Annotated in this window: 34 protein-coding genes; 18 read left to right on the forward strand and 16 right to left on the reverse strand. The window is 38.0% G+C overall.

The features are described from left to right. On the forward strand, nt 1-370 hold a 370-nt coding region (locus FZ945_RS05500; RefSeq protein ID WP_262367164.1), incomplete at its 5' end, for a methyl-accepting chemotaxis protein. Between the two features lie 580 nt (nt 371-950). Here FZ945_RS05500 and modD read toward each other — a convergent pair. The 10 genes from modD to FZ945_RS05550 form a co-directional block, all read right to left on the reverse strand. Continuing rightward, the gene (gene modD / locus FZ945_RS05505; RefSeq protein ID WP_148803086.1) at nt 951-1,784 is read right to left on the reverse strand and encodes a ModD protein; all 834 of its coding nucleotides are present in this window, start codon (nt 1,782-1,784) and stop codon (nt 951-953) included. 1 nt (nt 1,785) lies between these two features. Continuing rightward, entirely contained in the window at nt 1,786-2,043 is a 258-nt protein-coding gene (locus FZ945_RS05510) for a helicase (RefSeq protein ID WP_148803088.1), read from the reverse strand. Between the two features lie 10 nt (nt 2,044-2,053). Then, nucleotides 2,054-3,517 carry an alanine/glycine:cation symporter family protein gene (locus FZ945_RS05515; protein ID WP_148803090.1) on the reverse strand — a complete coding sequence of 488 codons (1,464 nt, stop codon included), beginning with the start codon at nt 3,515-3,517 and terminating at the stop codon, nt 2,054-2,056. A 14-nt stretch (nt 3,518-3,531) separates the two neighbouring features. Next, on the reverse strand, nt 3,532-5,622 hold the full coding sequence (locus FZ945_RS05520) for a heavy metal translocating P-type ATPase (protein ID WP_410369044.1): 2,091 nt from the start codon (nt 5,620-5,622) through the stop codon (nt 3,532-3,534). Next, nucleotides 5,591-5,911 carry a YtxH domain-containing protein gene (locus FZ945_RS05525; protein WP_180996462.1) on the reverse strand — a complete coding sequence of 107 codons (321 nt, stop codon included), beginning with the start codon at nt 5,909-5,911 and terminating at the stop codon, nt 5,591-5,593. Before FZ945_RS05525 ends, FZ945_RS05520 begins: the two co-directional genes overlap by 32 nt. Then, a complete protein-coding gene (locus FZ945_RS05530; RefSeq protein WP_148803092.1) occupies nt 5,911-6,225 on the reverse strand; it encodes a magnetosome protein MamC family protein in 315 nt (104 codons plus the stop codon). Before FZ945_RS05530 ends, FZ945_RS05525 begins: the two co-directional genes overlap by 1 nt. Nucleotides 6,226-6,234: 9 nt before the next feature. Then, nucleotides 6,235-6,546: a hypothetical protein gene (locus FZ945_RS05535; RefSeq protein WP_035142665.1), complete on the reverse strand. Its 312-nt coding sequence runs from the start codon at nt 6,544-6,546 to the stop codon at nt 6,235-6,237. Between the two features lie 31 nt (nt 6,547-6,577). Continuing rightward, nucleotides 6,578-7,228, reverse strand: a complete 651-nt coding sequence (locus FZ945_RS05540; protein WP_148803094.1) for a ferritin-like domain-containing protein — start codon at nt 7,226-7,228, stop codon at nt 6,578-6,580. Further along, the gene (locus FZ945_RS05545; RefSeq protein ID WP_148803096.1) at nt 7,221-7,544 is read right to left on the reverse strand and encodes an HMA2 domain-containing protein; all 324 of its coding nucleotides are present in this window, start codon (nt 7,542-7,544) and stop codon (nt 7,221-7,223) included. Before FZ945_RS05545 ends, FZ945_RS05540 begins: the two co-directional genes overlap by 8 nt. A 102-nt stretch (nt 7,545-7,646) precedes the next feature. Continuing rightward, on the reverse strand, nt 7,647-8,093 hold the full coding sequence (locus tag FZ945_RS05550; protein ID WP_148803098.1) for a Fur family transcriptional regulator: 447 nt from the start codon (nt 8,091-8,093) through the stop codon (nt 7,647-7,649). A gap of 150 nt (nt 8,094-8,243) precedes the next feature. On the opposite strand from FZ945_RS05550, the gene FZ945_RS05555 reads away from it, so the two are divergent. Continuing rightward, the gene (locus FZ945_RS05555) at nt 8,244-8,453 is read left to right on the forward strand and encodes a hypothetical protein (protein WP_002942234.1); all 210 of its coding nucleotides are present in this window, start codon (nt 8,244-8,246) and stop codon (nt 8,451-8,453) included. Between the two features lie 106 nt (nt 8,454-8,559). Here the strand turns inward: FZ945_RS05555 and FZ945_RS05560 are convergent, their stop codons facing one another. Beyond that, on the reverse strand, nt 8,560-9,225 hold the full coding sequence (locus FZ945_RS05560; RefSeq protein WP_148803100.1) for a lipid-binding SYLF domain-containing protein: 666 nt from the start codon (nt 9,223-9,225) through the stop codon (nt 8,560-8,562). Nucleotides 9,226-9,342: 117 nt separating this feature from the next. Between FZ945_RS05560 and FZ945_RS05565 the strand changes: the two genes are divergently transcribed. After that, nucleotides 9,343-9,951, forward strand: coding sequence for a trimeric intracellular cation channel family protein (locus FZ945_RS05565; RefSeq protein ID WP_148803102.1), 609 nt, complete (start codon nt 9,343-9,345; stop codon nt 9,949-9,951). Then, entirely contained in the window at nt 9,948-10,934 is a 987-nt protein-coding gene (locus FZ945_RS05570; RefSeq protein WP_148803103.1) for an SAM-dependent methyltransferase, read from the forward strand. The genes FZ945_RS05565 and FZ945_RS05570 overlap by 4 nt, the downstream gene beginning before the upstream one ends. On the opposite strand, the gene ybaK is transcribed toward FZ945_RS05570, so the two are convergent. Beyond that, nucleotides 10,923-11,405, reverse strand: a complete 483-nt coding sequence (gene ybaK / locus FZ945_RS05575; RefSeq protein ID WP_021090136.1) for a Cys-tRNA(Pro) deacylase — start codon at nt 11,403-11,405, stop codon at nt 10,923-10,925. The genes FZ945_RS05570 and ybaK overlap by 12 nt on opposite strands. A gap of 58 nt (nt 11,406-11,463) precedes the next feature. On the opposite strand from ybaK, the gene fliL reads away from it, so the two are divergent. From fliL to FZ945_RS05620, 9 genes are all read left to right on the forward strand, one after another. Next, nucleotides 11,464-12,000, forward strand: coding sequence for a flagellar basal body-associated protein FliL (gene fliL / locus FZ945_RS05580; RefSeq protein WP_148803105.1), 537 nt, complete (start codon nt 11,464-11,466; stop codon nt 11,998-12,000). Next, nucleotides 11,997-12,341 (forward strand): holo-ACP synthase, encoded by a 345-nt coding sequence (gene acpS, locus FZ945_RS05585; protein WP_087582200.1) that lies wholly within the window; start codon nt 11,997-11,999, stop codon nt 12,339-12,341. The genes fliL and acpS overlap by 4 nt, the downstream gene beginning before the upstream one ends. A gap of 68 nt (nt 12,342-12,409) precedes the next feature. After that, nucleotides 12,410-12,976: a hypothetical protein gene (locus tag FZ945_RS05590; protein WP_148803107.1), complete on the forward strand. Its 567-nt coding sequence runs from the start codon at nt 12,410-12,412 to the stop codon at nt 12,974-12,976. Beyond that, a complete protein-coding gene (imm40, locus tag FZ945_RS05595; protein WP_148803108.1) occupies nt 12,973-13,311 on the forward strand; it encodes an Imm40 family immunity protein in 339 nt (112 codons plus the stop codon). The genes FZ945_RS05590 and imm40 overlap by 4 nt, the downstream gene beginning before the upstream one ends. A gap of 56 nt (nt 13,312-13,367) precedes the next feature. Beyond that, a complete protein-coding gene (locus tag FZ945_RS05600) occupies nt 13,368-13,559 on the forward strand; it encodes a hypothetical protein (RefSeq protein WP_148803111.1) in 192 nt (63 codons plus the stop codon). 75 nt (nt 13,560-13,634) lie between these two features. After that, nucleotides 13,635-14,120: a hypothetical protein gene (locus tag FZ945_RS05605; RefSeq protein WP_148803112.1), complete on the forward strand. Its 486-nt coding sequence runs from the start codon at nt 13,635-13,637 to the stop codon at nt 14,118-14,120. A 54-nt stretch (nt 14,121-14,174) separates the two neighbouring features. Further along, nucleotides 14,175-14,456 carry a hypothetical protein gene (locus FZ945_RS05610; RefSeq protein WP_148803114.1) on the forward strand — a complete coding sequence of 94 codons (282 nt, stop codon included), beginning with the start codon at nt 14,175-14,177 and terminating at the stop codon, nt 14,454-14,456. Nucleotides 14,457-14,508: 52 nt separating this feature from the next. Continuing rightward, nucleotides 14,509-15,108, forward strand: a complete 600-nt coding sequence (locus FZ945_RS05615) for a DUF2719 domain-containing protein (protein WP_148803116.1) — start codon at nt 14,509-14,511, stop codon at nt 15,106-15,108. Nucleotides 15,109-15,336: 228 nt separating this feature from the next. Beyond that, on the forward strand, nt 15,337-15,567 hold the full coding sequence (locus FZ945_RS05620) for a colicin immunity domain-containing protein (protein WP_222862614.1): 231 nt from the start codon (nt 15,337-15,339) through the stop codon (nt 15,565-15,567). Between the two features lie 216 nt (nt 15,568-15,783). Here the strand turns inward: FZ945_RS05620 and radA are convergent, their stop codons facing one another. The 4 genes from radA to FZ945_RS05640 are packed head-to-tail and all read right to left on the reverse strand — an operon-like array spanning nt 15,784 to nt 18,955. After that, nucleotides 15,784-17,124 (reverse strand): DNA repair protein RadA, encoded by a 1,341-nt coding sequence (radA, locus tag FZ945_RS05625; RefSeq protein ID WP_148803120.1) that lies wholly within the window; start codon nt 17,122-17,124, stop codon nt 15,784-15,786. After that, complete coding sequence (locus FZ945_RS05630) at nt 17,099-17,461, reverse strand: VanZ family protein (RefSeq protein WP_148803122.1); 363 nt, start codon at nt 17,459-17,461, stop codon at nt 17,099-17,101. The genes radA and FZ945_RS05630 overlap by 26 nt, the downstream gene beginning before the upstream one ends. Continuing rightward, nucleotides 17,454-18,320, reverse strand: coding sequence for a signal recognition particle-docking protein FtsY (gene ftsY, locus FZ945_RS05635; protein ID WP_103632741.1), 867 nt, complete (start codon nt 18,318-18,320; stop codon nt 17,454-17,456). Before ftsY ends, FZ945_RS05630 begins: the two co-directional genes overlap by 8 nt. After that, nucleotides 18,320-18,955 carry a TlpA family protein disulfide reductase gene (locus tag FZ945_RS05640; protein WP_148803124.1) on the reverse strand — a complete coding sequence of 212 codons (636 nt, stop codon included), beginning with the start codon at nt 18,953-18,955 and terminating at the stop codon, nt 18,320-18,322. The genes ftsY and FZ945_RS05640 overlap by 1 nt, the downstream gene beginning before the upstream one ends. 49 nt (nt 18,956-19,004) lie before the next feature. Between FZ945_RS05640 and FZ945_RS05645 the strand changes: the two genes are divergently transcribed. The 5 genes from FZ945_RS05645 to FZ945_RS05665 are packed head-to-tail and all read left to right on the forward strand — an operon-like array spanning nt 19,005 to nt 23,623. Beyond that, nucleotides 19,005-19,649 (forward strand): 5-formyltetrahydrofolate cyclo-ligase, encoded by a 645-nt coding sequence (locus FZ945_RS05645; RefSeq protein WP_148803126.1) that lies wholly within the window; start codon nt 19,005-19,007, stop codon nt 19,647-19,649. Continuing rightward, nucleotides 19,570-21,123 (forward strand): ribonuclease Y, encoded by a 1,554-nt coding sequence (gene rny, locus FZ945_RS05650; protein ID WP_148803128.1) that lies wholly within the window; start codon nt 19,570-19,572, stop codon nt 21,121-21,123. Before FZ945_RS05645 ends, rny begins: the two co-directional genes overlap by 80 nt. A gap of 9 nt (nt 21,124-21,132) precedes the next feature. Then, a complete protein-coding gene (locus tag FZ945_RS05655; protein ID WP_148803129.1) occupies nt 21,133-21,729 on the forward strand; it encodes a lipid-binding SYLF domain-containing protein in 597 nt (198 codons plus the stop codon). Continuing rightward, entirely contained in the window at nt 21,729-22,295 is a 567-nt protein-coding gene (locus FZ945_RS05660) for a DedA family protein (protein ID WP_181001409.1), read from the forward strand. Before FZ945_RS05655 ends, FZ945_RS05660 begins: the two co-directional genes overlap by 1 nt. Further along, on the forward strand, nt 22,292-23,623 hold the full coding sequence (locus tag FZ945_RS05665; RefSeq protein ID WP_148803131.1) for a DUF945 family protein: 1,332 nt from the start codon (nt 22,292-22,294) through the stop codon (nt 23,621-23,623). Before FZ945_RS05660 ends, FZ945_RS05665 begins: the two co-directional genes overlap by 4 nt. The last annotated feature ends 129 nt before the right edge of the window (nt 23,624-23,752 follow it).

Below are 23,752 nucleotides of genomic sequence, written 5' to 3' on the forward strand. Positions count from 1 at the left end.
TATTAGAGATATAGCAGATCAAACAAACCTTCTAGCTCTTAATGCTGCAATAGAAGCAGCACGTGCAGGAGAGCATGGTAGAGGATTTGCTGTTGTTGCTGATGAAGTAAGAAAGCTAGCTGAAAGAACTCAAAAATCTCTAGGTGAGATAGAAGCAAATACAAATGTCCTAGCTCAATCAATAAATGAGATGAGTGAATCAATCAAAGAGCAAAGTGAAGGTATAAATATGATAAATCAATCAGTTGCTCAAATAGATAATCTAACAAAAGAGAATGTAGTAATTGCAAACCAAGCAAACGAAGTAACATCAGAAGTAGATGAGATGGCTAAAGCTATAGTTGAAGATGTTAGGAAGAATAAATTCTAAAAGGCTTATTGTTAAATATAACCAAAGACCACAATAAAACACAAAGCATAGCTCTCTGAAGCATTAGAGGGCTATGTAAATTTAGACTAGATAAAATTTACAAAGCAATCTAACCAAATTTATAAATTTGCTTTATCCAAAAGGTAGACAAGGGGACTTGAATTTTGCTTCGCAGGCTCGCAACTGTAAGCAGACCGTAATTCAAGCCCCCTTGTCTCCCTTTTGGATAAATTTATTTTGCAATTTAAATTTTAAAATCTTACTCACTCGCCTTAGCAACTTACTAAATTTAGGGCTCATAATTATTCGCCACTAAATTTAGAAGCGTGATATGCTCGCTCATAAATTTTAAAATTTAAATTGCAGATTTTAAAAATAAATTTACTATTTTTGCAAATTTTAAAATTCCATTCACTCGCAAGAATTGACTACTAAAATTTGGCTTCGCTTACCGCTTAGCTCAAATTTTAGAGGCGAAATTACTCGTTCATGATTGATAGACGCTTACAAAAATACTTAGCAGATTTAGAGATAGTTATTATTTGATATATAAATTATATGTATTCTTATATGTAAAATTTTACAAAATTTCAAGTCTTGCGCTGATGTCAGCAACGCCTTTTGAGTACATTGCAGAAGTTACTATCGCATCGGCATTTGCAAATTCTTTTGCATTTGCTAAATTTACACCGCCAGCTGCTAGGATTATGGTATTTGGTGAAATTTCATCTCTTAAAGCTAGCACGTTTTTGATAAGCTCTGGGCTAAATTTGTCACACTGCACGACGTCGCATTTTGCCTTTAAAAGCTTGCTTGCTTCTTCTAAAATTTCAGCCTCTACACAGATCTTTCGCTCGACCATTTTGGCTTTAAACTCTGGTAAATGTGAGATAAATTCATCAAAACTAGCGTAGGCTTTTATGTGATTTTTAAAGAAAAGAATGCTGTCGCTAAGTCCAAGTCTGTGCATACCGCCACCGCCTTCAAGCACGGCTTTTACGCAAAATTTCTTTGCAAATGGGAAACTCTTTCTGGTTGCTAAAATCTCGCATTTTTCATTGACGCTTTTTGCAGCTTTTACCATTTTGTTTGTGTAGGTTGCGATGGCGCTGGCGTATTCTAGTGCGACTTGGGCTAGTTTCCAAGCCTTATGCACATCTTCGTAGCTGCCATAAATTTTTATGATCACATCGCCAGCCTTGCAAATTTGAGAGTTTTGCACGAAAATTTCACTCTCACACCCAAGTAGCCTCGCCACACTCGCTGCCACATCTACGCAGCTTACGCAAATTTCATCACGCGAGTAAATTTCAAGTGAGGCTTTTTTATCGATATTTTGAAGCGACGTTGTGAGGTCAAAGTAGGGTAGGTCCTCGTTTATGTAGTCTAAAATTTCAGCGTCGCTTAGTCTCATTTTATGCCTTTTTTGAAGCGGTTTTTGCTTTTACGATCATCTTTTTAAAGATGCCGTTGTCGTAAAGTCCAGCGTGGTAAAGCGCAAAGCATGTAAATGCGATGCCAGAAACTACGTGGATTTTTTTAACAGATCTATTTTTCATAAAAAGTGCACTTAGGCAAACAGATGCCAAAGTGACGCTCATGCCGACCTTTGCTACTTGTCTATGAGTGTTTAGATCTAGTAGTTTGCCACTTATCTTTATATCTTTTCCCAAATTTTCTCCTTTAGTTTTTGCTCCAGCAGCTTGTATTTTTGATACCTAGACTCTCTGGGTCAAATTCTGGGTTTTTACCAGTTTTTCTTTGTGATTCGTAGTCTTTAACTGCTATTATCACCACTTTTGATAATAAGAAAATGGCGATGATATTTATCGTAGCCATAGCTGCCATCGTGATATCAGCGATGTTCCAAGCGAGCTTTAAGTTCATCTGAGCGCCTATAAATATCATAATCACTGCTGTGATCTTAAATGCTAGCGTTAAATTTTTACTTTTAGTTAGAAATTTCATATTTGCCTGCGCGTAGTAGTAGTTGCCGATGAGTGATGTGATGGCAAACAGCACTACTGCAAGGGTCGTAAAGTGTAGCCCAAAGTCGCCAAAATACTCTTTCATTGCTGCTTGAACGAGAGGTAGGGCGGTTAGCACTTCGCCACTTACGCCAGTTTGTTTTGTAAGATATGCCTGAGAAAAAAGCACGATCATACCAGAAGCGATACATATCGTCATATCGATAAAGACCGCCATTGCCTGAACTAGGCCCTGCTTGACCGGATGGCTTGTGTGCGCCGCAGCCGCTGCATTTGGTGCTGAACCCATCCCAGCTTCGTTTGAAAAAAGTCCCCTTTTTATGCCTATTACGATCACGCTTCCAGCAAAACCGCCAAATATCGCTTTAAAATCAAATGCACTTTCTATGATCATCTTGATAACGGCTGGAATTTCTTTGAAATTTAAAACGATCGCGATGATAGCTAGTAAGATATAGGTAAGCGCCATGAAAGGCACTATATATGAGCTAACTTTGCCGATGATGTGGCTTTTGCTAAAAAACATCACAGCCGTAAATGCTGTAAGGATAAGTCCGATGCCAATAGGCAAGCCACTTTGCGCAAAAGTGATGTTGCTGCCTGCTTGATCGTAGTAAATTTCAAAGGCAGAGGTCATGGTGTAGCTTTGAAGCCCGTTAAAGCCGTATGCATAGGTGATGATGAGGATGATAGCAAACAAAGAGCCAAGCCACTTTATGCCAAGCCCATTTTTGATGTAGTAAGCTGGACCGCCTTTAAAGCCAAAAACATCTTTGGTCTTATAAATTTGAGCTAGAGTACTCTCAATAAAGGCTGAAGCTGAGCCTAAAAACGCCATCAAACACATCCAAAAAAGTGCCCCTGGACCACCTGCGACGATGGCAGCTGAAATTCCAGCGATGTTGCCGATACCAACGCGTGAAGCAGTCGAGATCATAAGCGCTTGAAATGGTGTTAGATGGTGCTTGTTATACTTATCCTTTTTTTCTACCAGAACTCTGCAAGCTTCAAAGAACATCCTAAACTGCACAAAACGGGTAAGATAGCTAAAGTAAATTCCTGAAGCTACAAGGATGATAACCAAAAAATATCCATATAAAAAGTCGTTGGCTACATCCATTTTGCCGTTTAAAAAGTTTAAGAAATTCTCAAACACCATCTATCCTTTCAAATTTATTTTGACTTGATCTTCACGCCCTTCATTGAGTTGAGCAGAAGCCAGATCGTCGTGCCGTTGTGAAGCATAGCAGTTGCTATTGGATTTAGCATGCCAAGCGTTGCGGCACTTAGTATGGCTGTATTTACACCAACGGTTGAGCGGAAATTTGAGCTTATTAGCTTCATCGTCTTATTTGCGAGCTCTTTTGCAAGCGCCACGCTCATAATGTCATCTTTTAAAAGGCTTATATCAGCCGTTGCTTTAGCGATATCTGCACCTTTGTGCATGCTTATGCCAACATTTGCTTTTGTTAGACTTGGCGCATCATTTATGCCATCTCCGACAAAGGCGACCTTTTTGCCTTCATTTTTTAGCTCTTCGATGATCGCTGCTTTGTCCGTTGGCAAGCACTCAGCATAGACCCTATCAAGCCCTAGCTCGCGCGCTACCTCTTCAGCCTTGCTCTTGATGTCGCCACTTAGCATAACTATCTCTTTTACGCCAAGATTTCGTAGTTTTGCCACCATATCTTTAGCGTTTGCTCTCATATCATCTTTCATGGCTATGACGCCAACAAGCTCTTTGTCGTATCCCACGTAAAGCAAGGTTAGACCGCTTTGCAAAGCTTTATTTATGAGCGTTTCGTGAGCTTTAAAGCTTATCATCTCATCATCTTCTAAGAAGTGCCTACTGCCGATGACCACCTCTTTGCCGTGCATCGCAGTTTTTACGCCGTGAGCCACGATAAATTCAACCTCGTCGTGGTGAATGTGGCTAAATCCACGCTTGTTTGCAGCCTCAACTATCGCTTCAGCTACTGGATGGAAGTAGTGCTCTTCAGCACTTGCTGTTAAATTTAAGATATCAGCCTCTGAAAATCCATCTTTAAAAGAGTAAATTTCAACCACGCTTAGGCGTCCATGAGTTAGAGTGCCGGTTTTGTCAAAGACAAAGGTATCAACCGAGCTTAGAGCCTCGATCGCCTTTGCACCTTTTATAAGGATGCCGTTTCTGCCGGCTTTCGAGATGCTTGACTTAAACGCAACTGGCGTAGCAAGCTTAAGCGCGCAAGAGTAATCAGCCTGAAGCACGCTAGCAACGCTGTTCATATTTTTATTTATAACATACGAAAGCCCAGCAAGAGAGAGCGTGACTGGCACAAGTTTATCAGCTAGTTTTAGAGCTTTTACGCCGATAGCTGACTTTTCATTAAGCGAGCTTTGGATGTACTTTTTGATCCTTGCGGTTGCGGTGTCGTTACCTACGTTTTCAGCCCAAATTTTGATCCTGCCCTCATCAACAACAGTGCCACTTATGACGCGGTCGCCTCTAGCTTTTGCCACAGGCTCGGCTTCTCCAGTCATTGAGACTTGATTGACATCAGCATTACCCTCGACGATGTAGCCATCAACGCCTATCGTCTCGCCAGCTCCCACGACTACGATGTCGCCTTTTTTTAAATTTTCGGTTTTTACCTTTTCAAGCGTCTTTTCACCGTTTAAATTTCGCTCGACCCATACCTCTTCGATGTTTGGTTTGGCTAGCTCTTTTATTAGATCATCACTTCTGTGGCTAGCACTTTCTTCCATGTATTCGCCGATATTTATCATCAAATTTGTGCTATTTGCAGCTAAATGGTCGCCCATTGCAAGGCTAGTGCCAATAGCAGTTGCCTCAAGCACTTTTGAGGTGATGCCATCGTACCTTAGCTCTTTTGCACCTTCTATTAAATTTGGAGCTGTTGCGTAAAGAGTTACGGCTGATTTTAGAGTTTTGTTACTCATAAACGGCGTTACACCAAGTGCAGCAGCAGCTTTGTAGATATTTGCTTTGCTAGGCAGGCTCTCATCTTTTGGCTTGATTGGAAAATCATAGCTCTTTATAAAATCTAAAATTTTCTCATAGCTCTTATCAAACTCGACGACGATACTTTTTGCGTATTTATTTACACGCACGCTTCTTGCATCGGTTCGCTCTGAGATCGCAGCCTCGATAGCGCTGACATCGCTTCTAGCGTTTAGGCTCTCGCAAATAAACCTCGCTCTGTTTTTGCTCTTATGAGCTAGAGTGACCTTATTTTTGTGAGTCAAGTTCAGCTTTGACATCTTCAAAACGCTCTTTTAGTTCTTCTATGCCAGCGTTTATTAGCTCGCCACCTTTGATGATCGCTTTAAATACGCACTCTTGTGCTTTTGGATTAGTTAGCACATAAGCTGCTATGCCGCCTAAAAGTAGGCCTTTTACAAAGCCAGCTGCGTTAAAATTTTCAGGTACAAATGGTAAATTTTGAGCTGCATTGTTTATTGCATTATCAACTGCACTTGGCTGAGTTGCTGCTGTGTTATTTGCTGCTACTTCGTTTGCGTTTTCTTCATTGATATAAGGATTATTCATTATTTACTCTCCAATTTTATTAGTTCTTCAGCTATTAAAAGACCGCCGATGCCAGCTGCTGTGAAAGCTGCTGCGTTTAGATATTTTTTTTGTGCTATCAAATTTGAAGCGTGAATGCCAACGGCACCTACAAAACCGCCAGTTACTGCGTATTTTACTATCTTCTTAGCGATATCTTTTTTAGTAGCTCTGTTGTTTAGATAGTCGTTAAAGCCAAGCGCAGCCGCACCCATGCCAGCGATTAAGGCTCCGCTGATGAAGTGATCAAACGGAAGCCTTGTATTTGAAAGCGTAAAAAGATTATTTTCTTGCATTCTCTATCCTTAAGCTATATCGTTTGGTGTGATAGCTTTTGGAGCTGCTGGCTTTTTAGCACGTGGTTTTCTTGTTTTTTTAACCACTTTTTCAGCCTCTTTTTCTACTTTTTTAGCGCCACGTTTTGCTTTTTTCTCTTCTTTTACCATGAAGTCTTTTGCATCTTTTGCGACATTTTTGCCTTTTTTATAAAGATCTTTTGCAGCCTCTTTGCCTTTATCTAGGCCATCTTTGGCACACTCTTTGATCTTATCTCTTTTACTCCAAGCAACTACTGCTAAACCGCCTACTGCTAAACCTGCTAAAAATGGTAATGCCATTTTAAATCCTTTCTTTGTTTGATTTTGTAAATTATTCATCTTCTTCATCCTTATTTAAATTTTTGCTAACTACTGAAATGCCTAATGCCCCAAGTGCAAGCCCGCTAAAAAACGAGAAATTTGGATTATTGGTTATCTTTGCCAACTCGCTTTTATCAGCCTTGCCACTTGCGATATTTTGCAAGCTTTTAGTTATCTCATTAAAGTCATTTTGATAGCTTTCTAAAATATTTGTTATGCCATTTTGCTCAAAATTTTGTGAAATTTCATTTAAATTTATCTTATTTTTTGCTCCAGCTCCGCTATAAATTTCTTTTAAGCAGTGCTTTAAAGAGGCGATGTATTCGTTATTTGAAGTAGCCCAAAGTCTAAAAAATAGATCTTTTAACTCCTCATCATCTAAGCTTTCACAAAATTTTTCATACATTTTGTTTAGCTCATTTTCATAGTTTAGTGCCTCTATTAGCGCATCTTCTTTATTTTTTGCTGGCAAAAAGATAGCTTCGTTTTCACAAACAAGCTCATACTTATGCGCACTTGCAAATTTCTCTATCAAGACGATAGCATTTTTTCTCACGCTTGCGATTTGATCAAATACTTCGCCAAATGAAGCTAGACCTTCGTATAACCTAAGTGCGTTTTTTTCGCTCGTATAAGAGGCGTTTAAAAGCTCATTAAGCATATTTTACTTCTTTTGCTACTTCATTTACTTTAGCTGAAATTTCTTCTAAATTTTGCCCTTTTAAGAGATCCTCCCAGAGATTTTTAGGGAAAATTTCATGGTCATATTCGATCGTTACAGAGCCGATTATATTGTTAAATTTAACATTTTTTATGCCATTTATCTGAGCGATCATATCATCTAAACTAGCTAAATTTACGCTACTGCTTAGCTCTTTGATCTTTGGGCTAACCCTTACTCTTAGTCTGCCATTTGTGTGAGCTATCATCGAAAAATAGCTTGCAACTTGTGCTAAAGTTTGTGTTTTTATATCCATTTGTTTCCTTTTATATTGATGGCGTATTATCTATTATATAACTTAAACAAATCTGAAATTTTTTTGTCTTTCATTATCAAAAAGCAAAATTAAATGATAAATTTAAACCCCATTTTTTGCTTGGCAATCACTACAAATTCCATAAAGTATCATCTTGTGAGACTCTGCACTAAATGATCTTTGGCTACAAATTTGCTCCTGCCTTTGCTCTATCATTTCATCTTCAAAATCAACCACCTTTCCGCAAATTTCGCAGATTAGATGATCGTGGGAGGACTTTAAATTTAACTCGTAATTTTTAACACCATTTTGCTCAAAACTATTTGCCAAATGGTGCTCTTCAAGAAAATTTAAAAAGGTATATATAGAAGTCATTGAAATTTCATTTTTGTAAGTTTCATAAATTTTTTGACAAATTTCTTGAGCATTTAGATGTGACTTGCTTGCAAAAAGCACACGCAAAATTTGCTCTTTTATCTCAGAGCCTTTTTGATTAAAAGCTTTTAAAAACTCGTTAAAATGCTTGTAAAATAGTTCAAAGTCTTCCACAAAATCCCTATCAAATTGATAATGAATGTAAAGATTTTACAACTTTTCTACTAAAAAATGCATAAAATTTATTACAAATTCTAAGTAAAGTATTTTATAAGCTTCTTTTGGTATAGTTTCGCATTTTTTAAATCAGAATTAAGGAACGAAATGACTTACGACGAGCTAGAATTAGACGCCGTTTTGTTAGAGGTTTTGGAAAATAGAGGCAGCTTTGACTCGATGGATGACGAAGAGCTTTACGAGCTTATCGAGCAAGTCGCGCAATACACTGACGGCGACTACGAAGAGGCGTTTGAATATATGACTCAATTTTCTCCGATCCCTAAAAAACGCTTTGTATCACTATTTATGGTTTAGCAAAAGGCTAAGCCATAATCTTGCTAAATTTATAAACTAAATTTCTAAAATCTTTAAAATGTAAAAAAGAGCTTGACTCTTCTAAAAGAGCCAAGATATGAGGTTATTATAAGAAGTATTTTGAGATTATCTCTTTAAATTTGATTGTGTATTTGCTAGCTTTTGGGCTGTTGTTGTAGATATCTTCAAATTCATACATTCTATCGTAGTAGTCGTTTGTGTCTTGTGCGTTTATCTTAAGTCTTGCCACATCTAAGCTAACGCCAACAAAAGCTCCGCTAGTCTTGCCACGCTCCTCGACAAATGCTGAAATTTCAGGCAAATCACTAGCTATCGCCACTTCGTTGCCAACGCCGCCAGTTGCTTCTGCTTTTAGGCTGATCGTATCTTTTGCGTTAAACAAGCTTGCGTAGGCTTCTGAGTTTTTAAACAAGATGATCATATCAGCCGAGCTATATCCTAGCTGAAGTCCGATGCTGCCAGATGTATAATTTACAAAAAATGGGCTTGACCACTCGCCATCGTCATTTTTAGCGATAAATACACCTTTGCCTTTTGAGCCAGTGATGATCGCGCCTGCTTTTGTCATGTCAGGTATGATCGCGATGGCTTTTATGCCCTCTATCTTGGTGTTTGGTTTTAAAGTCCTAGTGCCAAAAGCGTTTAAAATGTTTATCGCATTTTTTAATTTTTGATTTTGAATCACATCAGCGTTTAAATTTAACGCAAAAAATGAGCCGATCAAAAAGAGTAAAGTTAGAATTTTTTTCATCAAATTTCCTTATTTAAAATTTTTGTTATTATAGCCTAAAATAAACTATTATTTAAAAATTTATTAATGAACTTTTATGAGATTTCATTATAAAATGCCCATTTTTAAGGAAAAAATATGAGCTTAATACTTTTTGTGGAGTACGTTGGTATCGCATCAGCTGCGCTTAGTGGCTTTTTGTTTGCTGTAAAGAGGGAGTGTGACTGGCTTGGCGTCTTTTTGTCCGCATTTTTGACCGCACTTGGAGGCGGTATCATGCGTGATATGCTCGTTGGCAGGGCGGTTTATTCATTCACTCACTACATGCCAGTAAGTGTTGTCATCTTTATGCTTGTCGCATCCAGGATCACAAATTTACATATAAAAAGAGATGGTTTGGAGAAGAAATTTGTCTTTATCTTTGCCGACGCGATCGACGTTATCTGCTTTTCTATCGTTGGAGCGATGGTTGCCATTGAGTATAGCTACAACATCTTTGGCGTTATGATGATCGCCTTTTTTAACGGCGTTGGCGGAGGTATCTTAAGAGATATCTTGTTAAATGAAGTCCCGTGGTTTTTACGCACCGGACTTTACGGCACGATAAGCCTTGGCGTGGGGCTTGCCTACTTTATCCTCTATCATCTGGGTCTTACCAATATATTTTTTACTATGCTTTTGCTCTCTGCTGGTATAACGGTCAGGATGTTCGCATTTTACAGAGGCTGGAAGCTGCCTGATCTATGAAATTTAGTGAGTTTTTTGATATCTGGGTCAATGAAAACTACTATAAATTTGGCGTGGATATCGGCAAAAAGGGCGACTTTTACACAAATGTAAGCGTTGGCTATCTCTTTGGCGCCTGCCTTGCAAACTACTTTATAAAGCTACTTAAAAATGGCGAAATCTCTAGCTCTTGTAAGGTCGTGGAGATCGGCGCAAACTCAGGCGATATGCTGGCTGATTTCGCGCAAGGTATATTTACACTTGAGCCAGAAATTTTGTCAAATTTAGAGCTTATCATCATCGAACCTCATGAAATTTTACGCAAAAAACAGCTTGAAACATTTAAAAACCGCTTTGGTAATGAGATAAAAATAAAACACTATGAAAATTTAGATGAGTGTAAATTTGATGAAATTTTTGTCATCACAAATGAGCTGTTTGACGCATTTAGCTGCGATGTGATAGAGGGGGAAAATATGCTTTTTGTGGATAGTGATCTAAAATTTCACTGGCAAAAGGCAGATCAAAATTTGCTAGCCCTTGCAAAGAAATTTGGCATAAAAAAGGGTGAAATTTCAACTAGCTACGCTAAATTTGCGCTCCAGCTTGCAAATGCGGCAAAAAAAATTAGATTTTTAAGCTTTGACTACGGCGAATTTGAGCCAAAAAATAAATTTAGCCTAAGAGTTTTTAAAGATCATCAAGTTTTTTCTTTATTCGAAATCTCAAATCTTGCACCATATTTTAAAAGCTCTGATCTAACTTATAGCCTGTGTTTTAAGCAGGTAAAAGAGGCTTTCTCTCTGGCTGGCTTTTTGATGCTTAAATTTAAAAAACAAAATGAAGCTTTGGTTAATGATCTTGGCGTTGATGAAATTTTATCTTTGGTACTTGAAAAAGGCAGCAAGCAAGCCTATGAAAATGTCACCAAACAGGCAAAATTTCTACTCTCGCCCGAGTTTTTAGGCGAGAAGTTTAAATTTATAGAGTTTTTAAAGAGCTAGTCTAGCGATATCAGCGTAATCCGCCTCACAAGCCTTTAAAAGGTCGTTTGGAGCTATCTTTATCTGCTTGCCTCTTACTCCAGCGCTTACTAGCACGTACTCTTGCTCTTTTGCTCGCTCGTCGATGAAGGTCGCAAAGTGCTTTTTCATAGCAAGTGGCGAGCAGCCGCCTCTGATGTAGCCGGTGATCTTTTCTAGGTCTTTTAAGTTTATAAGCTCGCAGCGCTTGGCTCCGCACGCATGAGCAAGTGCTTTTAGATCAAGCTCCAGATCGCCTTGCAAGCAGGCAACGACAAAATTTTTAGGCTCGCACTGGCAGACGATAGTTTTGTAAATTTGCTTTATATCTTGCTTGGTGCTAGCTGCGACGTGAACGGCTGAAAGATCGTTTAGATCGACTTCGTATTCAAGTATCTCATACTCTATTTTTAGCTTGTCCAAAAGCCTAGCGGCGTTGGTTTTATGTATCATCTTTTCTCATTTTTGCGAATTTTTTGTATAATTATAGCCAAAACTTAAAGGAGGAAAGATGGCTGAAGAAGTTGAAGAGAAAAAAGCAAAAAAAGGTGGCAATGGCGCTTTGATGATAATCATCATCGCGATATTTGTTTTATTGCTAGTTATCGGAGGGCTAGTGGCGTTTTTGATGCTTAGTTCAGACGAGCCAAAAGAGACAAATATGGCGCAAACACCAGCTCAGACTCAAACTCAACCAGCACCCGCTCAAAACAAAGCAAAACGCGGTGGCAACGACTATTCGAACATGGGACCGATATATCCGCTTGATCAGTTTGTCGTAAATTTACTTAGTGAAAATGGATCAAGATTTCTTAAAACTAAGATCGATTTGGAACAAAGCGACGAGCTACTAACTGCCGAGCTTGATAAGAAAAAAGCACTTTTAAGAGATATCATCATAAGAACGCTCTCATCTAAAACTTACGAAGAAGTAAGCACTGCAAAGGGCAAAGATAGGCTAAAAGACGAGATTGTCGGCAAGCTAAATGAAGTGCTAAATGATGGCTACATCAAAAACATATTTTTTACTGATTTTGTGGTGCAATGATAGGTATCGATATCGTTAAGATAGATAGAATTTCAAGACTGAAGGCTCGTCACGGCGAGCTTTTTTTAAAGAGATTTTTAAGTGATAGCGAGATCGCGCTAGCAAAAAATGATGCGACTTTGGCTGGATTTTGGGCGGCCAAAGAAGCAGCTAGCAAAGCCCTTGGTGTGGGCATCAGCAAAGAGTGTGGCTTTTTAGACATTATGCTCAGCAAAGACGCAAGAAACGCACCAAAGATAAAATTTAGCCCAAGAATTTATACAAATTTTAATATCAAAGAAGCAAGCCTTAGTATAACTCACGACGGCGGATTTGCCGTAGCTGCAGTGATGATCGTGTGAAATTTAATAAAAGCAGAAAAATAGCAAAAGTATTAAATAAATTCGCAAGTAAAATTTAGGTCTAGAGAATGTTTCTAAGAGTTATTCAGATACTAAAAGATAAGGGTATTAAATTTGACAACGGTCTTACTCAAAGCGAGCTTAAAAAAATATATGAAATTTACGAGATTAAATTTCCTCTTTCGTTAAAGTCATTTTTTACTACAGCTTTGCCAGTTTCGGATGGCTTTTATGATTGGCGTGATCTTTCAAGTGGAAATGTCACGAAAATAAAAAATATGATGCAACATTTTTATGAATTTGTGAAAAGCGCCTCTTTTGAAGAATATATACCAAATAGCACTTGTTTACCGGATCAATGGTGTAAGATATCAAGAGAGCAAAGAGTTGAAGTTGTAGCTGAGTTATATAAAAATGCACCCAAGATTATACCAGTCTATTCTCACAGATTTATGCCAGAGATGAATGATGATAACGATCCGCCAGTCTTGTCAATATATTATGGCGATATAGTCTATTATAGTAGAAATTTGCAAGAGTATTTGTTGCATGAATTTTGTGGTGTTGATATTCCAAAATATATAAGTGAATATAAAAATGTGCCATTCTGGACGGATATGATGGAGAATTTATGATTATAGATTTAGACTTTATAAATATTTTACCTCAATCACTATTAAGTAGGGGGATTTTTCTAAGAGATAAAATCGGTGTTTATGAGATTGGCTGGAAATTTGACGATGTTATAAAAATTTTAGACATTATCAAAGAAAAAGAGATGGTGGTGCTTGGTGGAGATGTTTATGGGTTAAATGGTTATGAAGTCATCATTACATATGATAGCTGGTGCTTTTCTGGGAGCAACTTTATAAAATCTTTTGAAAAAGCGAGTAAATATATCAATAATTATTATAAAAATAATGGTGGTAATTTTATTTATTCGTTGGTTGTAGAAGAAAGAACATTGTAAAATACATATGTTTGTTGTATAAAATGGCATATAAAATAAATTTGGCAATAAAAAAAATGAAAGTAAAACTAAAATCAACCATTGATATTTCATCGCTCGAACTTCGCGAGCTAAGTGCATTTGATGGGCTTGAAAAGGATACTATTTATGATGCCTTGCTGATGGAGATGTATGAAGGTAAGGAAAAATTTATCAATAAAATACAAAGACTTATAGATATATTTGAAAAAGAAGTTTTAAAATGTTGACTGATGTAAAACTAGAATTTGCTTAGGATGAAAATAGACTAATTACTGTAATTATAAAAAGAGGTAAATAATACTATGTTTGTTACAACTCGCTTTTTAGAGACATTGGAGAGCTTAAAAGAGAATGTCGGTGGCAATATTATATATTGTGGCGATGATACATACAATAACTTTTTATATATTAAATTTGCACATAAAGCTTATGGCGTAGCTTGCTGTGATTATGGGATTAAGCCACAAATAAGTTTTAACTCAAAACAAAATTTACTTTACATAGGTGCTAGTCAAAATTTTATTTGTTTTGATATAGAAAAGGAAAGTATAGTTTTTAATAGCAAATTATCTTTTTTGTTTTATGAAATTCTTACTGAAAATGAAGGTGAATATGTATTTGTTATATGTGAATGCGGTGTGATATGTTACATGGGCTCTACACAAATATGGGAGACATATTTTAAAGATATTATATGTGATTATAAAATAATAGGAAAACAGCTGTTTATAAAATGTATGGATGGCTTGGAATATTTTGTGGATTTACAAAGTGGAAAAGTAAGTTGATGTGGCTTTTGCATAAATAGTTATGCTAATTTGATTAAATAGGAAGATACAATAATGATAAAAAAAGATAATAATTTAGAATTTATACATAGTATTTTGTCTAAATTGTTAAATAACTATGAAGAAAAATTTATAAATTTGAAAATGTCAGATTTTATTAAAAATGAGATGATCAATATGGATTACGGCGAGTATGGAGTTGTATTGGAAGATTTATGCGTTCAATTATATGAATATGACATAAAGGTGTCTGTTGAGGATTTTGAAATGATAAAAGAAGCAGCAAAGATTATTGGTATAAATAAAGATGCATATGATTTTTTACGTTTGGTTTAAAATTGTAGTAGCTGTTTGTAATAAAATTACCAGATCCTAAAAAGTGTAAAAAATGAAAGTAAGATTAAAAGATGGTGTTGATAAAGATAAATACCACATACCGACATATAATTCCATCGGTGATTATTTAAAAATAGATCAAGAGTATGAAGTTTGCGAGATAGAGGTAAATAAAAATAACCCATGTTGTATAAGTTATTCGGTAATATTTGATTATAGAACTTGGAGTTTTGATGCAAATATTTTTGTTATAACAGATGACACTATTGGCGCTGACTGGGTTTTAAGACAGATAAACGAGAGCATTTTTATGCTTGCTCCTAAATGTATAAATTATCTTGGATTTGTAGAGGAATTTTGGGACGACGAACTACCAGCGTTAAGAGCGTATTATAAGAGATTTGATAGTGCTATAAAAAGATCATTTTCACGATATGAATTTAGAAAAATCTTTAACGACTATCAAGACCCAAGCATCAAAGCTATCGGAGTAGATACGCAAGAAGATTGTTACGTAGTTTGTCCGCATTGTTATAATGCAGAGCAAGCAAGCGCAGAACTAGGTGTCATAAAGTGCGAAAAATGCCACCAAGAATATAACAACCCATTTGCCAGAATTTGTTCAAGTGGGATATCTGTGCTTGATGATTAAATTTAAATATACAATATATTAAGAAAAAGTAGAGGCTTGTGAGATCGTAATGGTAATAATTGTTAAGTATTGCCAAATATAAATTTCATCATATATCAAGTAGCCACATTATATGTGCTTTGGTTTTATTTTAGGGTATTAAAATGATTTTTATTGGTCGGTATAATGATGTTATTAGATGTAATAAATAGGAGTAGTTTTGTGATTTATAATAATTTTTTGACTTTAATGAAAGATTTTGCCAATGATAAAATAGATGCGAGCACTTATCAAACTCAATTCTTTAAGTTATTGCATAAAGACGACGATTTTTTTAATAATTATTATGACATTGTGCAAAGTTTATTTTATGATGTGGAAGAATATTGCCCAATTAAAGAACTAAGAAATACTGGTGAAATTGATGAGATTACATTAAAAAATAGCACAATAAATGCACTAAATCAAATAAAACCATAAGCTTAAAAACAATCTCTTTGAGTTAGGATGGCTTTGTACTAAATAACTGCAAAATCGACAAGCAATAGCTCTAAGCTAGGATAAAGTGGTAAATTTCGCGTGAGCTCTTTTTGATATTTACTAAAAAATCTTTTATCTTTTGACACAAAAGCATAAATTATCTCTTTATGGCTTTGTAGTTCATTGCCATTTTGTGTAAAAATCATCTTTAATTCTCTACATCCACTCAAGCACTTGCGTGATATCTTTGGCGTAAAAGCACTTTAGACCTTGTGTGTCAAGCGGTTTGTTTGGGATGATGGCGTTTTTAAATTTCTGCGTTTTTGCCTCCTTTAGGCGCTGATCGAGGTTAAAAATTTCTCTTATCTCGCCGTTTAGGCTTAGCTCGCCGATGAAGACGCTGTCCTTGCTGATAGGGCGGTTTTTGAAGCTGCTTATTATCGCTGCGATGACGGCTAGATCGGCCGCAGTTTCGCTTATCTTAACGCCACCTGAAACATTTATAAAGACGTCGTAGTGCCCAAGCGGAATTTCAAGTTTTCGCTCAAGAAGGGCCAGCAGCATATCTAGGCGGTTTCTCTCAAAGCCAGTCGAGCTTCGCTTTGGATAGGCACTTTCGCAAACAAGTGCCTGAATTTCGATGCTAAGCGCCCTTGAGCCCTCCATTATGATGGTGATAGCACTGCCACTCATCGCCCCGCCACGTGTGAAAAATTTGCTTGAGACCTCATTTGCGCTCACAAGTCCTTGCTGGCTCATCTCAAATATACCAACCTCGCTCGTCGAGCCAAAGCGGTTTTTAAACCCACGCAAAATTCTCAGCTCTCTGCTCGCGTCTCCCTCGAAATAAAGCACCACATCGACCATGTGCTCAAGCACTCTTGGCCCTGCGATCGAGCCCTCTTTGGTTATGTGTCCGATGATGAAAACGCAGATATTTTGGCTCTTTGCAAGCCTCATCAGCTCAAACGTGATCTCGCGAACCTGCGTGATCGAGCCTGGCGCAGAGGTTATATTTTGGCTATAAAGCGTTTGTATAGAGTCTATTACTAGCACCTTGTAGTCGCTCTTTTGCACTTCTAGCAGGATATCTTCTAGGCAAATTTCAGTTAGCAGATATAAATTTTTATCCACCGCATTTAGCCTGTTGGCTCTCATTTTTATCTGGCTTTGGCTCTCTTCGCCGCTTACATAGAGTGTTTTTTTGCCGTCTTTTGCTAAATTTGAGCCGATTTTTAGAAGCAGGGTTGATTTGCCAATTCCCGGGCTGCCGCCTATTAAAACAAGCGAGCCCTCAACCACGCCACCACCAAGAACAAGGTCCAGCTCGCTATCTTTGGTGCTAAATCTAGTAAAATTTTGAATTTCAACTTCGTCTATGCTTATGGCTTTGCTGGGTGTGCTAGCGCTTTTTGCTATCTCTTTACTTATCTTTATCTCTTGCTGGCTAAGCTCAACAAAGCTATCCCAAGCCCCACATTGTGGGCATTTGCCCAGCCACTTTGCCTGCTGGTTTCCGCAGGCTTGACACTCAAAAACTGGCTTTGCTTTTGCCATAATATATCCTTTTTAAAATTTCAACTACCATCACTCCAAAGGCCGCTCCGATCATATCTGCTACGATGTCAAACAGGCTAAAGCTCCTATTTGGCAAAAATGCCTGAACGAGCTCTATTTGCACGCCAAAGGCTAAAAGTAGGGCTAAATTCTTTAAAATTTTAAACTCATAGCCAAGGTAGAGCAGTATATAAAGGACGAAAAAGGCTAAAAAATGGTTTGCTTTGTCCCACGAATTTTCAATTATCGCAGGACTTTTTGGAGTAAATGCAAGAAAATCAATCGCCAAAAGAGCAGCGAAAAAGCAAATTTTACTAAGAAATTTTACCCTACTCAAAAATGGCGTCCATCAGCTCGTCTAAAAACTCGTCTGGATTAAATTTGATGATATCGTCCATGCTCTCGCCAACGCCTATATAAAATATAGGTAGCTCAAGTTCCCTTGCCACGCCAAATAGCGCTCCGCCCTTTGCGGTGCCATCGAGCTTTGTGATGATGACGCCATCGAGCGAGACGATCTCGTTAAATGCCTTTGCCTGCGCGACGCCAGCGTTGCCCTGCGTGCCATCAAGGATGAGAATTTTACGGTGAGGCGCCTTTTCGTAGGCTTTTTTGCTGATACGAACGATCTTATCAAGCTCGTTGGCTAAATTTGTCTGGTTTTGAAGCCTGCCAGCCGTGTCTAATATGACGCGGTCGATCCCTTTTGCAAGGGCCGAGCTGATCGTATCGTAAGCCACAGCTGAAGGATCATGCCCTTGCTGGGTGGCGACTATTGGCACATTCAGTCTAAGTGACCATTGGCGCAGCTGCTCGATCGCCCCAGCTCTAAATGTATCGCAAGCGCCCAAAATGACGCTTTTGCCGTTATTTTTATATAAATTTGCTAGCTTTGCGATGGTTGTCGTCTTGCCAGCGCCATTTACGCCAAGGATAAGATCGACAAATGGCTTATCAGGCTCGATCACTCGCTCGTTTTCATAGATAAAATAGCTACTCATAACGCGTCTAAGATCGGCTCTACTCACTTCATCTTGTGGCGGCAAGTAGTATAAAATCTCTTCTACGATCTCATAGGCCACGTCAGCTTCTAGTAAAATTTCCTCCAAGCTCTCTTTGTCGATCTTGTTTGATTTTTTAGCCGAGCTTATCGCTCCAAAGGTCTTTTCAAAGCCTCTTTTTAAAAACTCAAGCATTATTTTATAGCCTTTGTTATGTCAGTTTCTAACATCTCTTCAGGCACTAAGCCAACATATCCTTGCGCGAAGTCGCCATTTGTTTTAAATAGCGCAGATGACGGAAGTCCGTTTATGCCGCCCATAGCCTTTTCAAATAAGAAATTTCCCTCGCCAACTGCGACGTCGTACTTGATCTTATATTTTTGTGCAAATTCTTTTACTTCGTCCTCGCTCTTGTCTTCAAGCAAGACAGCAACGATGTTTAGCTCATTTTTAAATTTCTCACTTAGGTTGTTTAGGTGTGGTATCTCAGCCTTGCAAGGCGGGCACCAAGTGGCGAAAAATACGTAAAGTGTCGCTTTTTTGCCGTCTTTTACGTCAAAGCCGTTGCTTCTTTTTGTGATCTGCATAGTTGTGCCATTAAGCAGTTTTAGGCTTATCTCTTTTATTTCGTCGCTTTGTACGCTCTCATTCATTTTTGGAGTGAGTGTATCTTTGCTTAAATTTTCATCTTTACTGGCATTTTCTTCTAAATTTTTACTTTGCACAGCTGGTTCGCTAGTGTTTTGCTCGCTCTTTTTGTTAGAGTCGTCACCGCATCCGAAAAATGCAAAAAGACAAAGTGATGTTATAATTACGCGTTTTAGTGTCATAAATTTCCTTTTGAAAAATGTTTCAGGATTATACAAGAAAGAGCATAAAATGAGCGTTAATTTAGAAAAAAATGAATTTAGAAAAAATGCAAGAGCAAATTTGATAAAGCTTACTAAATTTAGAGCAAAATGCACACATCATAAGGCAGCAAAAACGCTTTTAAATTTGATAAATTTTACAAATTCTAAGAAAGTTTTGCTCTATTTGCCGCTTGATTACGAGGTCGATGTGCTTAAAATGAGAAGAAATTTATCACATAAATGTGAAATTTTTGCCCCTTTTATGGTAGGTCTTAGCTTAGAGATGGTAAGATTGCGACTGCCATTTATAACTTATAAATTTAATGTCAGGCAGCCATCTGGCAAAAAAATGAATAATGTTAAACTCGATATGGCGGTAGTTCCAGCGATTGGGGTTGATGGAGCTATGGCAAGGATAGGGCACGGAAAAGGATTTTACGATAGATTTTTTGACACTTTGCCCGTTAAGCCAAAACTGATAGTTTTCTTAGAGGTAAAAGACTTTTACACCAAAGATGTGCTCTCGCAGGCGCACGATGCGGTGGGAGACTTTTATATAACCCCAAGTAAAAATTATATAAAAAGAGGAATAAATGATAGAGGTTTTAATAGGCTTAGGAGCCGGTGTGGTGGGCGTTGGAGCAGGGTATCTCTACGCCAAAAAGATAAATGATGCAAACTACAACATATTTTTAGAGCAGGCAAAAGCAAAGGCAAAAGCTATTGAGTATGAAGCTGAGCTAACGCTTAAAAACTCTAAAATTTCAGTGCAAGAGGCTGAATTTGAGGCTAAAAAAAGATACGATGACAAGACGACAAAGCTTCAAAAAGAGTATGCAAGTAAATTTGATGAGCTAACCAAAAAAGAGAAAATTTTGCTAAATGAGCAAGAGCTTTTAAATGAGAGCAAAGAGCTTTTTGAAAAAGATAAGCAAGATGCGAAGGTTACTTACGAAGAGGGCTTAAATTTAAAAGCGACTTATCAAAACAAAGTAGAAGAGGCGATAAGGGTGCTTGAGCACGCTGCTGGCTTAACGGAGGAAGAGGCAAAAGAGGTTGTGCTTAAAAAGGTCGAGGAGAAGTCACGCGCCGACATCGCTCACATCGTTAGAAAGTACGAAGAAGAGGCAAAAAGAGAGGCTAAAAAGAGGGTTAATTATATCTTAGCGCAGGCTACGTCGAGATTTGCTGGAGAATTTGCGGCTGAGCGACTGATAAATGTCGTAAATATCAAAAACGATGAGCTAAAAGGCAGGATCATCGGCAAAGAGGGACGTAACATCAAAACCCTTGAAATGGTCCTTGGCGTTGATATCATCATCGATGATACACCACATGCGATCATCTTAAGCAGCTTTAACCTTTACAGACGTGCGATTGCAACAAGAGTGATCGAGCTTTTGGTGGAGGACGGCAGAATTCAGCCTGCGAGGATAGAAGACCTTCACAAAAAAGTGACTGAAGAATTTGAGCAAAGCATACAAGAAGAGGGCGAGAACATCGTCATGGACCTTGGTCTAAATAAAATTCATCCAGAGATCGTAAAACTAATAGGCAAGCTTAAATTTAGAGCAAGCTACGGTCAAAACGCCCTTGCGCACAGCCTTGAAGTGGCTCACCTTGCTGGCATCATCGCGGCTGAGTGCGGCGGAGATGAGAAGCTAGCAAAAAGAGCTGGCATACTTCACGACATCGGCAAGGCGCTAACTCACGAGTACGAGGGCAGCCACGTCGATCTTGGAGCTGAAATTTGCAAACGCTACAAGGAGCATCCAGTTGTTATCAATGCGATCTATGCTCACCACGGCCACGAAGAGGTGACAAGTATAGAAAGTGCTGCTGTTTGCGCAGCTGACGCACTAAGCGCAGCTCGTCCAGGAGCTAGACGTGAGGTGCTTGAGAGTTTCTTAAAACGTGTCGAAGAGATCGAAAACATCGCAAAAAGCAAAGAGGGCATTAAGCAAGCTTATGCGATCAACGCTGGCCGTGAGATCCGTGTCATTGCAAATGCTAAGCTCATAAACGACGATGAGGCAGTGCTTGTGGCAAAAGAGATCGCTCAAGAGATCGAGAGCAAGGTGCAGTATCCTGGTGAGATAAAAGTAAGCGTCATCAGAGAGACTCGCGCTGTTGATTTTGCGAAATAACGGCAAGATATGAAATTTATTTTATCATTAATAGTGTTTTTCTCGCTTGGCTTTGCTAGCGAGGAGCTCGTGCTAGACTCGGCAAATTCATTTATAACGACGATGAGAGGCGCTAGAAACGCCCATATAAAAGAGCTCATCGAGCAGTCAAAAGCTACGATCATCTTTCCAAGTGTAAAAAAAGTCGGTTTTGTAGTTGGTGGCATGGGCGGAGATGGCATCATGGTCGTTGGCAATATCAACTCTCCAAGTGAAATTTTGCCAGTTAGTATAAGTGGCGGCAGCATCGGCATACAGCTTGGCTATGAAGATAGCTCGCTTGTGCTATTTATATTTAAAGATAGCATCATCTACGACATAAAAGACGCCAAGATCACGCTTGATACAAAGCTTTCAGTGGCATTTGGCGATATCGGGCGCAATTATAATAAAGTAAGCGATTTTAAATTTTCAAGCGACATCTATGCGTATGCTGCAAATGATGGGTTTTTTGCTGGAGCTAGCTTTGGTGGAGCAGTGATTAGCGCAAAGGATGAAATTTTAAAACAAAGTGGCTACGCATACGAGCAGCTAATATCTTCAGCTTCTAAACTTTTGGGGCAATGATGCAAGATATTATAAATTCAATCTCAACTTATGGCTACGTTGTGCTGTTTTTTTACAGCCTTGGTGGTGGCATGGTTGCACTTATCGCTGCTGGAATATTAAGCTTTGCAGGCAAAATGGACATCACTCTTAGCATAATCGTCGCTGCCGTGGCAAACACGATCGGCGACACTTTGATCTTTTACGTCGCAAGATTTAATAAAAGCTCGCTTATGCCTTACGTGAAAAATCACAAAAGAAAGCTTGCCTACGCTGGAATTTTGGCAAAGAAGCACGGTGATAAGATAATATTTATCAAGAAATTTATCTATGGCGTCAAAACTTTGGTGCCTATCGCACTTGGACTTACAAAATACTCTTTTTATAAATTTAGTGTTATAAATTTGATATCCTCGGTGCTTTGGGCGGTGATCGTTGGTCTTGCTAGCTATAAAGCAGGGGATTATTTCGTGAGTGTGAGTGACTATCTTGGCGCGCATGGATATATCATGCCACTTGCTATGGTAGGCTTATTATTTGGTATCTGGTTGTTTTTACAACACATTACAAAAAGGAGAAAAGTATGAAAAAGTTGATATCTGCCCTAGTTGTAGTTATCGTGGTTGCAGTTGGAGCTGCTTATATCGCTTCAAATAAAGTAGAGGAACATTATCTAAGGACCGTTGATAAGTTAAATGACATAAATGGTTTTAAGGTTTCTGAGAACAAGTATAAAAAAGGACTTTTTGGCTCAAATGGCTCGTTTGATCTTACTGTTTCAAAAGATCTTTTTTACAATATCACTGGCGAAGAGCTTGATGAGGATTTGAAATTTAAAGTAGAGAGCGTGATCTCACACTCAGTGCTTGCCTTTTTAAATGGCTTTGAGATCGACTCAAAAGTTTCTATCCAAAATGATATGATCAAAAATATTGCAGCTACATTTTTGGGCTCAAATGTCGTCGCTACCGCAAAGACAAAGGCAACTTTGGCTGGCAATAAATATATAAATGTGAAATTTAGTGATGTTGATTTTAATGACAAAAAAACAAATAAATTTCTCACAAAAGATTTCAAATTTGGCTTAAAAGTGGACAAAAATTATAACCTTAATAGTGCCAATATCGAGATAGCTAAGATCGCATTTAAAAGCTATGACGAGTATAAAGACAGTATTGAGGCTGAGGGATTTTATATAGATACAGCCTATACAACGCCAGTTGAGCTTTCAAAGATATTTGAAAGCAAAATATCTCCGTATGTTGCAAATGCCAAATTTAAAAAAGTCGCCCTTTTATCTGAAAGCGAGGGTGATATCGTGGTTGATGACTTTGACTATAAGTCAAAATTTGAAATTTCAAACGATCTTGGCAGCTCAAATGACGCGATAAAGATAGGTGCAGTAAGTGTAAGCAAGCTAAAATATACAGATTTTGCCTTTGAGAGTAAGCTATCAAATATCAACGTCCCTGCGATAAATAAGGTGCTTGATAAGTTAAGTAGCACAAATGGCGATAAAAGCGTGCTTGACGAGCTAAATTTTGATGAAATACTTGGTCAAATTTTAGAGAAAAACCCAAATTTAAAAGTAAGTAATCTCAGCTTCAAAAATGGCGACAAGAGTTTAAAACTAAACTTAGATGCAGCTGTTAATGGCTTTAAAAATGGCTCAACTCAGCTTGAAATTTTTGACAAACTTTCACTTGAAGGCAAATTAAGCGTGGATGAGAGCTTGGCTAAATTCTTTGATACGGCATTTCCTGAGATGGCACTTTTTGAGCCAACTCTAATATCTACTGGATATCTTAAAGAAGATGGCAAGAAAGTTGTGAGCGACTTTAAATATGATCCAAGCAAAAAAGACGTTATTTTTAACGGAAAAGTTGGACTTCAAAATTTCTTCATGGGCTTTTAAAAAAATAGCCTTATTTTTATCTACATTTAAGCATCCCTCATATATAATTCCAGCTCACGAAACGAGAAACCACCTTTAACTTCAACGTTAATAAAGCCTTTTTCTTATCGTTGTTCTTTTAACTTACAA

It is taken from the genome of Campylobacter concisus (genome assembly GCF_902460535.1).
GTDB classification, from domain to species: Bacteria; Campylobacterota; Campylobacteria; order Campylobacterales; family Campylobacteraceae; genus Campylobacter_A; species Campylobacter_A concisus_AS.

Coding starts and splice junctions, on each gene's coding strand:
- modD (WP_148803086.1), bottom strand. CDS start 1,784: ATGAGACTAAGCGACGCTGAAATTTTAGACTACATAAACGAGGACCTA.
- FZ945_RS05515 (WP_148803090.1), bottom strand. CDS start 3,517: ATGGTGTTTGAGAATTTCTTAAACTTTTTAAACGGCAAAATGGATGTA.
- FZ945_RS05520 (WP_410369044.1), bottom strand. CDS start 5,622: ATGTCAAAGCTGAACTTGACTCACAAAAATAAGGTCACTCTAGCTCAT.
- FZ945_RS05525 (WP_180996462.1), bottom strand. CDS start 5,911: ATGAATAATCCTTATATCAATGAAGAAAACGCAAACGAAGTAGCAGCA.
- FZ945_RS05530 (WP_148803092.1), bottom strand. CDS start 6,225: ATGCAAGAAAATAATCTTTTTACGCTTTCAAATACAAGGCTTCCGTTT.
- FZ945_RS05535 (WP_035142665.1), bottom strand. CDS start 6,546: ATGGCATTACCATTTTTAGCAGGTTTAGCAGTAGGCGGTTTAGCAGTA.
- FZ945_RS05540 (WP_148803094.1), bottom strand. CDS start 7,228: ATGCTTAATGAGCTTTTAAACGCCTCTTATACGAGCGAAAAAAACGCA.
- FZ945_RS05545 (WP_148803096.1), bottom strand. CDS start 7,544: ATGGATATAAAAACACAAACTTTAGCACAAGTTGCAAGCTATTTTTCG.
- FZ945_RS05555 (WP_002942234.1), top strand. CDS start 8,244: ATGACTTACGACGAGCTAGAATTAGACGCCGTTTTGTTAGAGGTTTTG.
- FZ945_RS05560 (WP_148803100.1), bottom strand. CDS start 9,225: ATGAAAAAAATTCTAACTTTACTCTTTTTGATCGGCTCATTTTTTGCG.
- FZ945_RS05565 (WP_148803102.1), top strand. CDS start 9,343: ATGAGCTTAATACTTTTTGTGGAGTACGTTGGTATCGCATCAGCTGCG.
- FZ945_RS05570 (WP_148803103.1), top strand. CDS start 9,948: ATGAAATTTAGTGAGTTTTTTGATATCTGGGTCAATGAAAACTACTAT.
- ybaK (WP_021090136.1), bottom strand. CDS start 11,405: ATGATACATAAAACCAACGCCGCTAGGCTTTTGGACAAGCTAAAAATA.
- fliL (WP_148803105.1), top strand. CDS start 11,464: ATGGCTGAAGAAGTTGAAGAGAAAAAAGCAAAAAAAGGTGGCAATGGC.
- acpS (WP_087582200.1), top strand. CDS start 11,997: ATGATAGGTATCGATATCGTTAAGATAGATAGAATTTCAAGACTGAAG.
- FZ945_RS05590 (WP_148803107.1), top strand. CDS start 12,410: ATGTTTCTAAGAGTTATTCAGATACTAAAAGATAAGGGTATTAAATTT.
- imm40 (WP_148803108.1), top strand. CDS start 12,973: ATGATTATAGATTTAGACTTTATAAATATTTTACCTCAATCACTATTA.
- FZ945_RS05600 (WP_148803111.1), top strand. CDS start 13,368: ATGAAAGTAAAACTAAAATCAACCATTGATATTTCATCGCTCGAACTT.
- FZ945_RS05605 (WP_148803112.1), top strand. CDS start 13,635: ATGTTTGTTACAACTCGCTTTTTAGAGACATTGGAGAGCTTAAAAGAG.
- FZ945_RS05610 (WP_148803114.1), top strand. CDS start 14,175: ATGATAAAAAAAGATAATAATTTAGAATTTATACATAGTATTTTGTCT.
- FZ945_RS05615 (WP_148803116.1), top strand. CDS start 14,509: ATGAAAGTAAGATTAAAAGATGGTGTTGATAAAGATAAATACCACATA.
- FZ945_RS05620 (WP_222862614.1), top strand. CDS start 15,337: ATGAAAGATTTTGCCAATGATAAAATAGATGCGAGCACTTATCAAACT.
- radA (WP_148803120.1), bottom strand. CDS start 17,124: ATGGCAAAAGCAAAGCCAGTTTTTGAGTGTCAAGCCTGCGGAAACCAG.
- ftsY (WP_103632741.1), bottom strand. CDS start 18,320: ATGCTTGAGTTTTTAAAAAGAGGCTTTGAAAAGACCTTTGGAGCGATA.
- FZ945_RS05640 (WP_148803124.1), bottom strand. CDS start 18,955: ATGACACTAAAACGCGTAATTATAACATCACTTTGTCTTTTTGCATTT.
- FZ945_RS05645 (WP_148803126.1), top strand. CDS start 19,005: ATGAGCGTTAATTTAGAAAAAAATGAATTTAGAAAAAATGCAAGAGCA.
- rny (WP_148803128.1), top strand. CDS start 19,570: ATGATAGAGGTTTTAATAGGCTTAGGAGCCGGTGTGGTGGGCGTTGGA.
- FZ945_RS05655 (WP_148803129.1), top strand. CDS start 21,133: ATGAAATTTATTTTATCATTAATAGTGTTTTTCTCGCTTGGCTTTGCT.
- FZ945_RS05660 (WP_181001409.1), top strand. CDS start 21,729: ATGCAAGATATTATAAATTCAATCTCAACTTATGGCTACGTTGTGCTG.
- FZ945_RS05665 (WP_148803131.1), top strand. CDS start 22,292: ATGAAAAAGTTGATATCTGCCCTAGTTGTAGTTATCGTGGTTGCAGTT.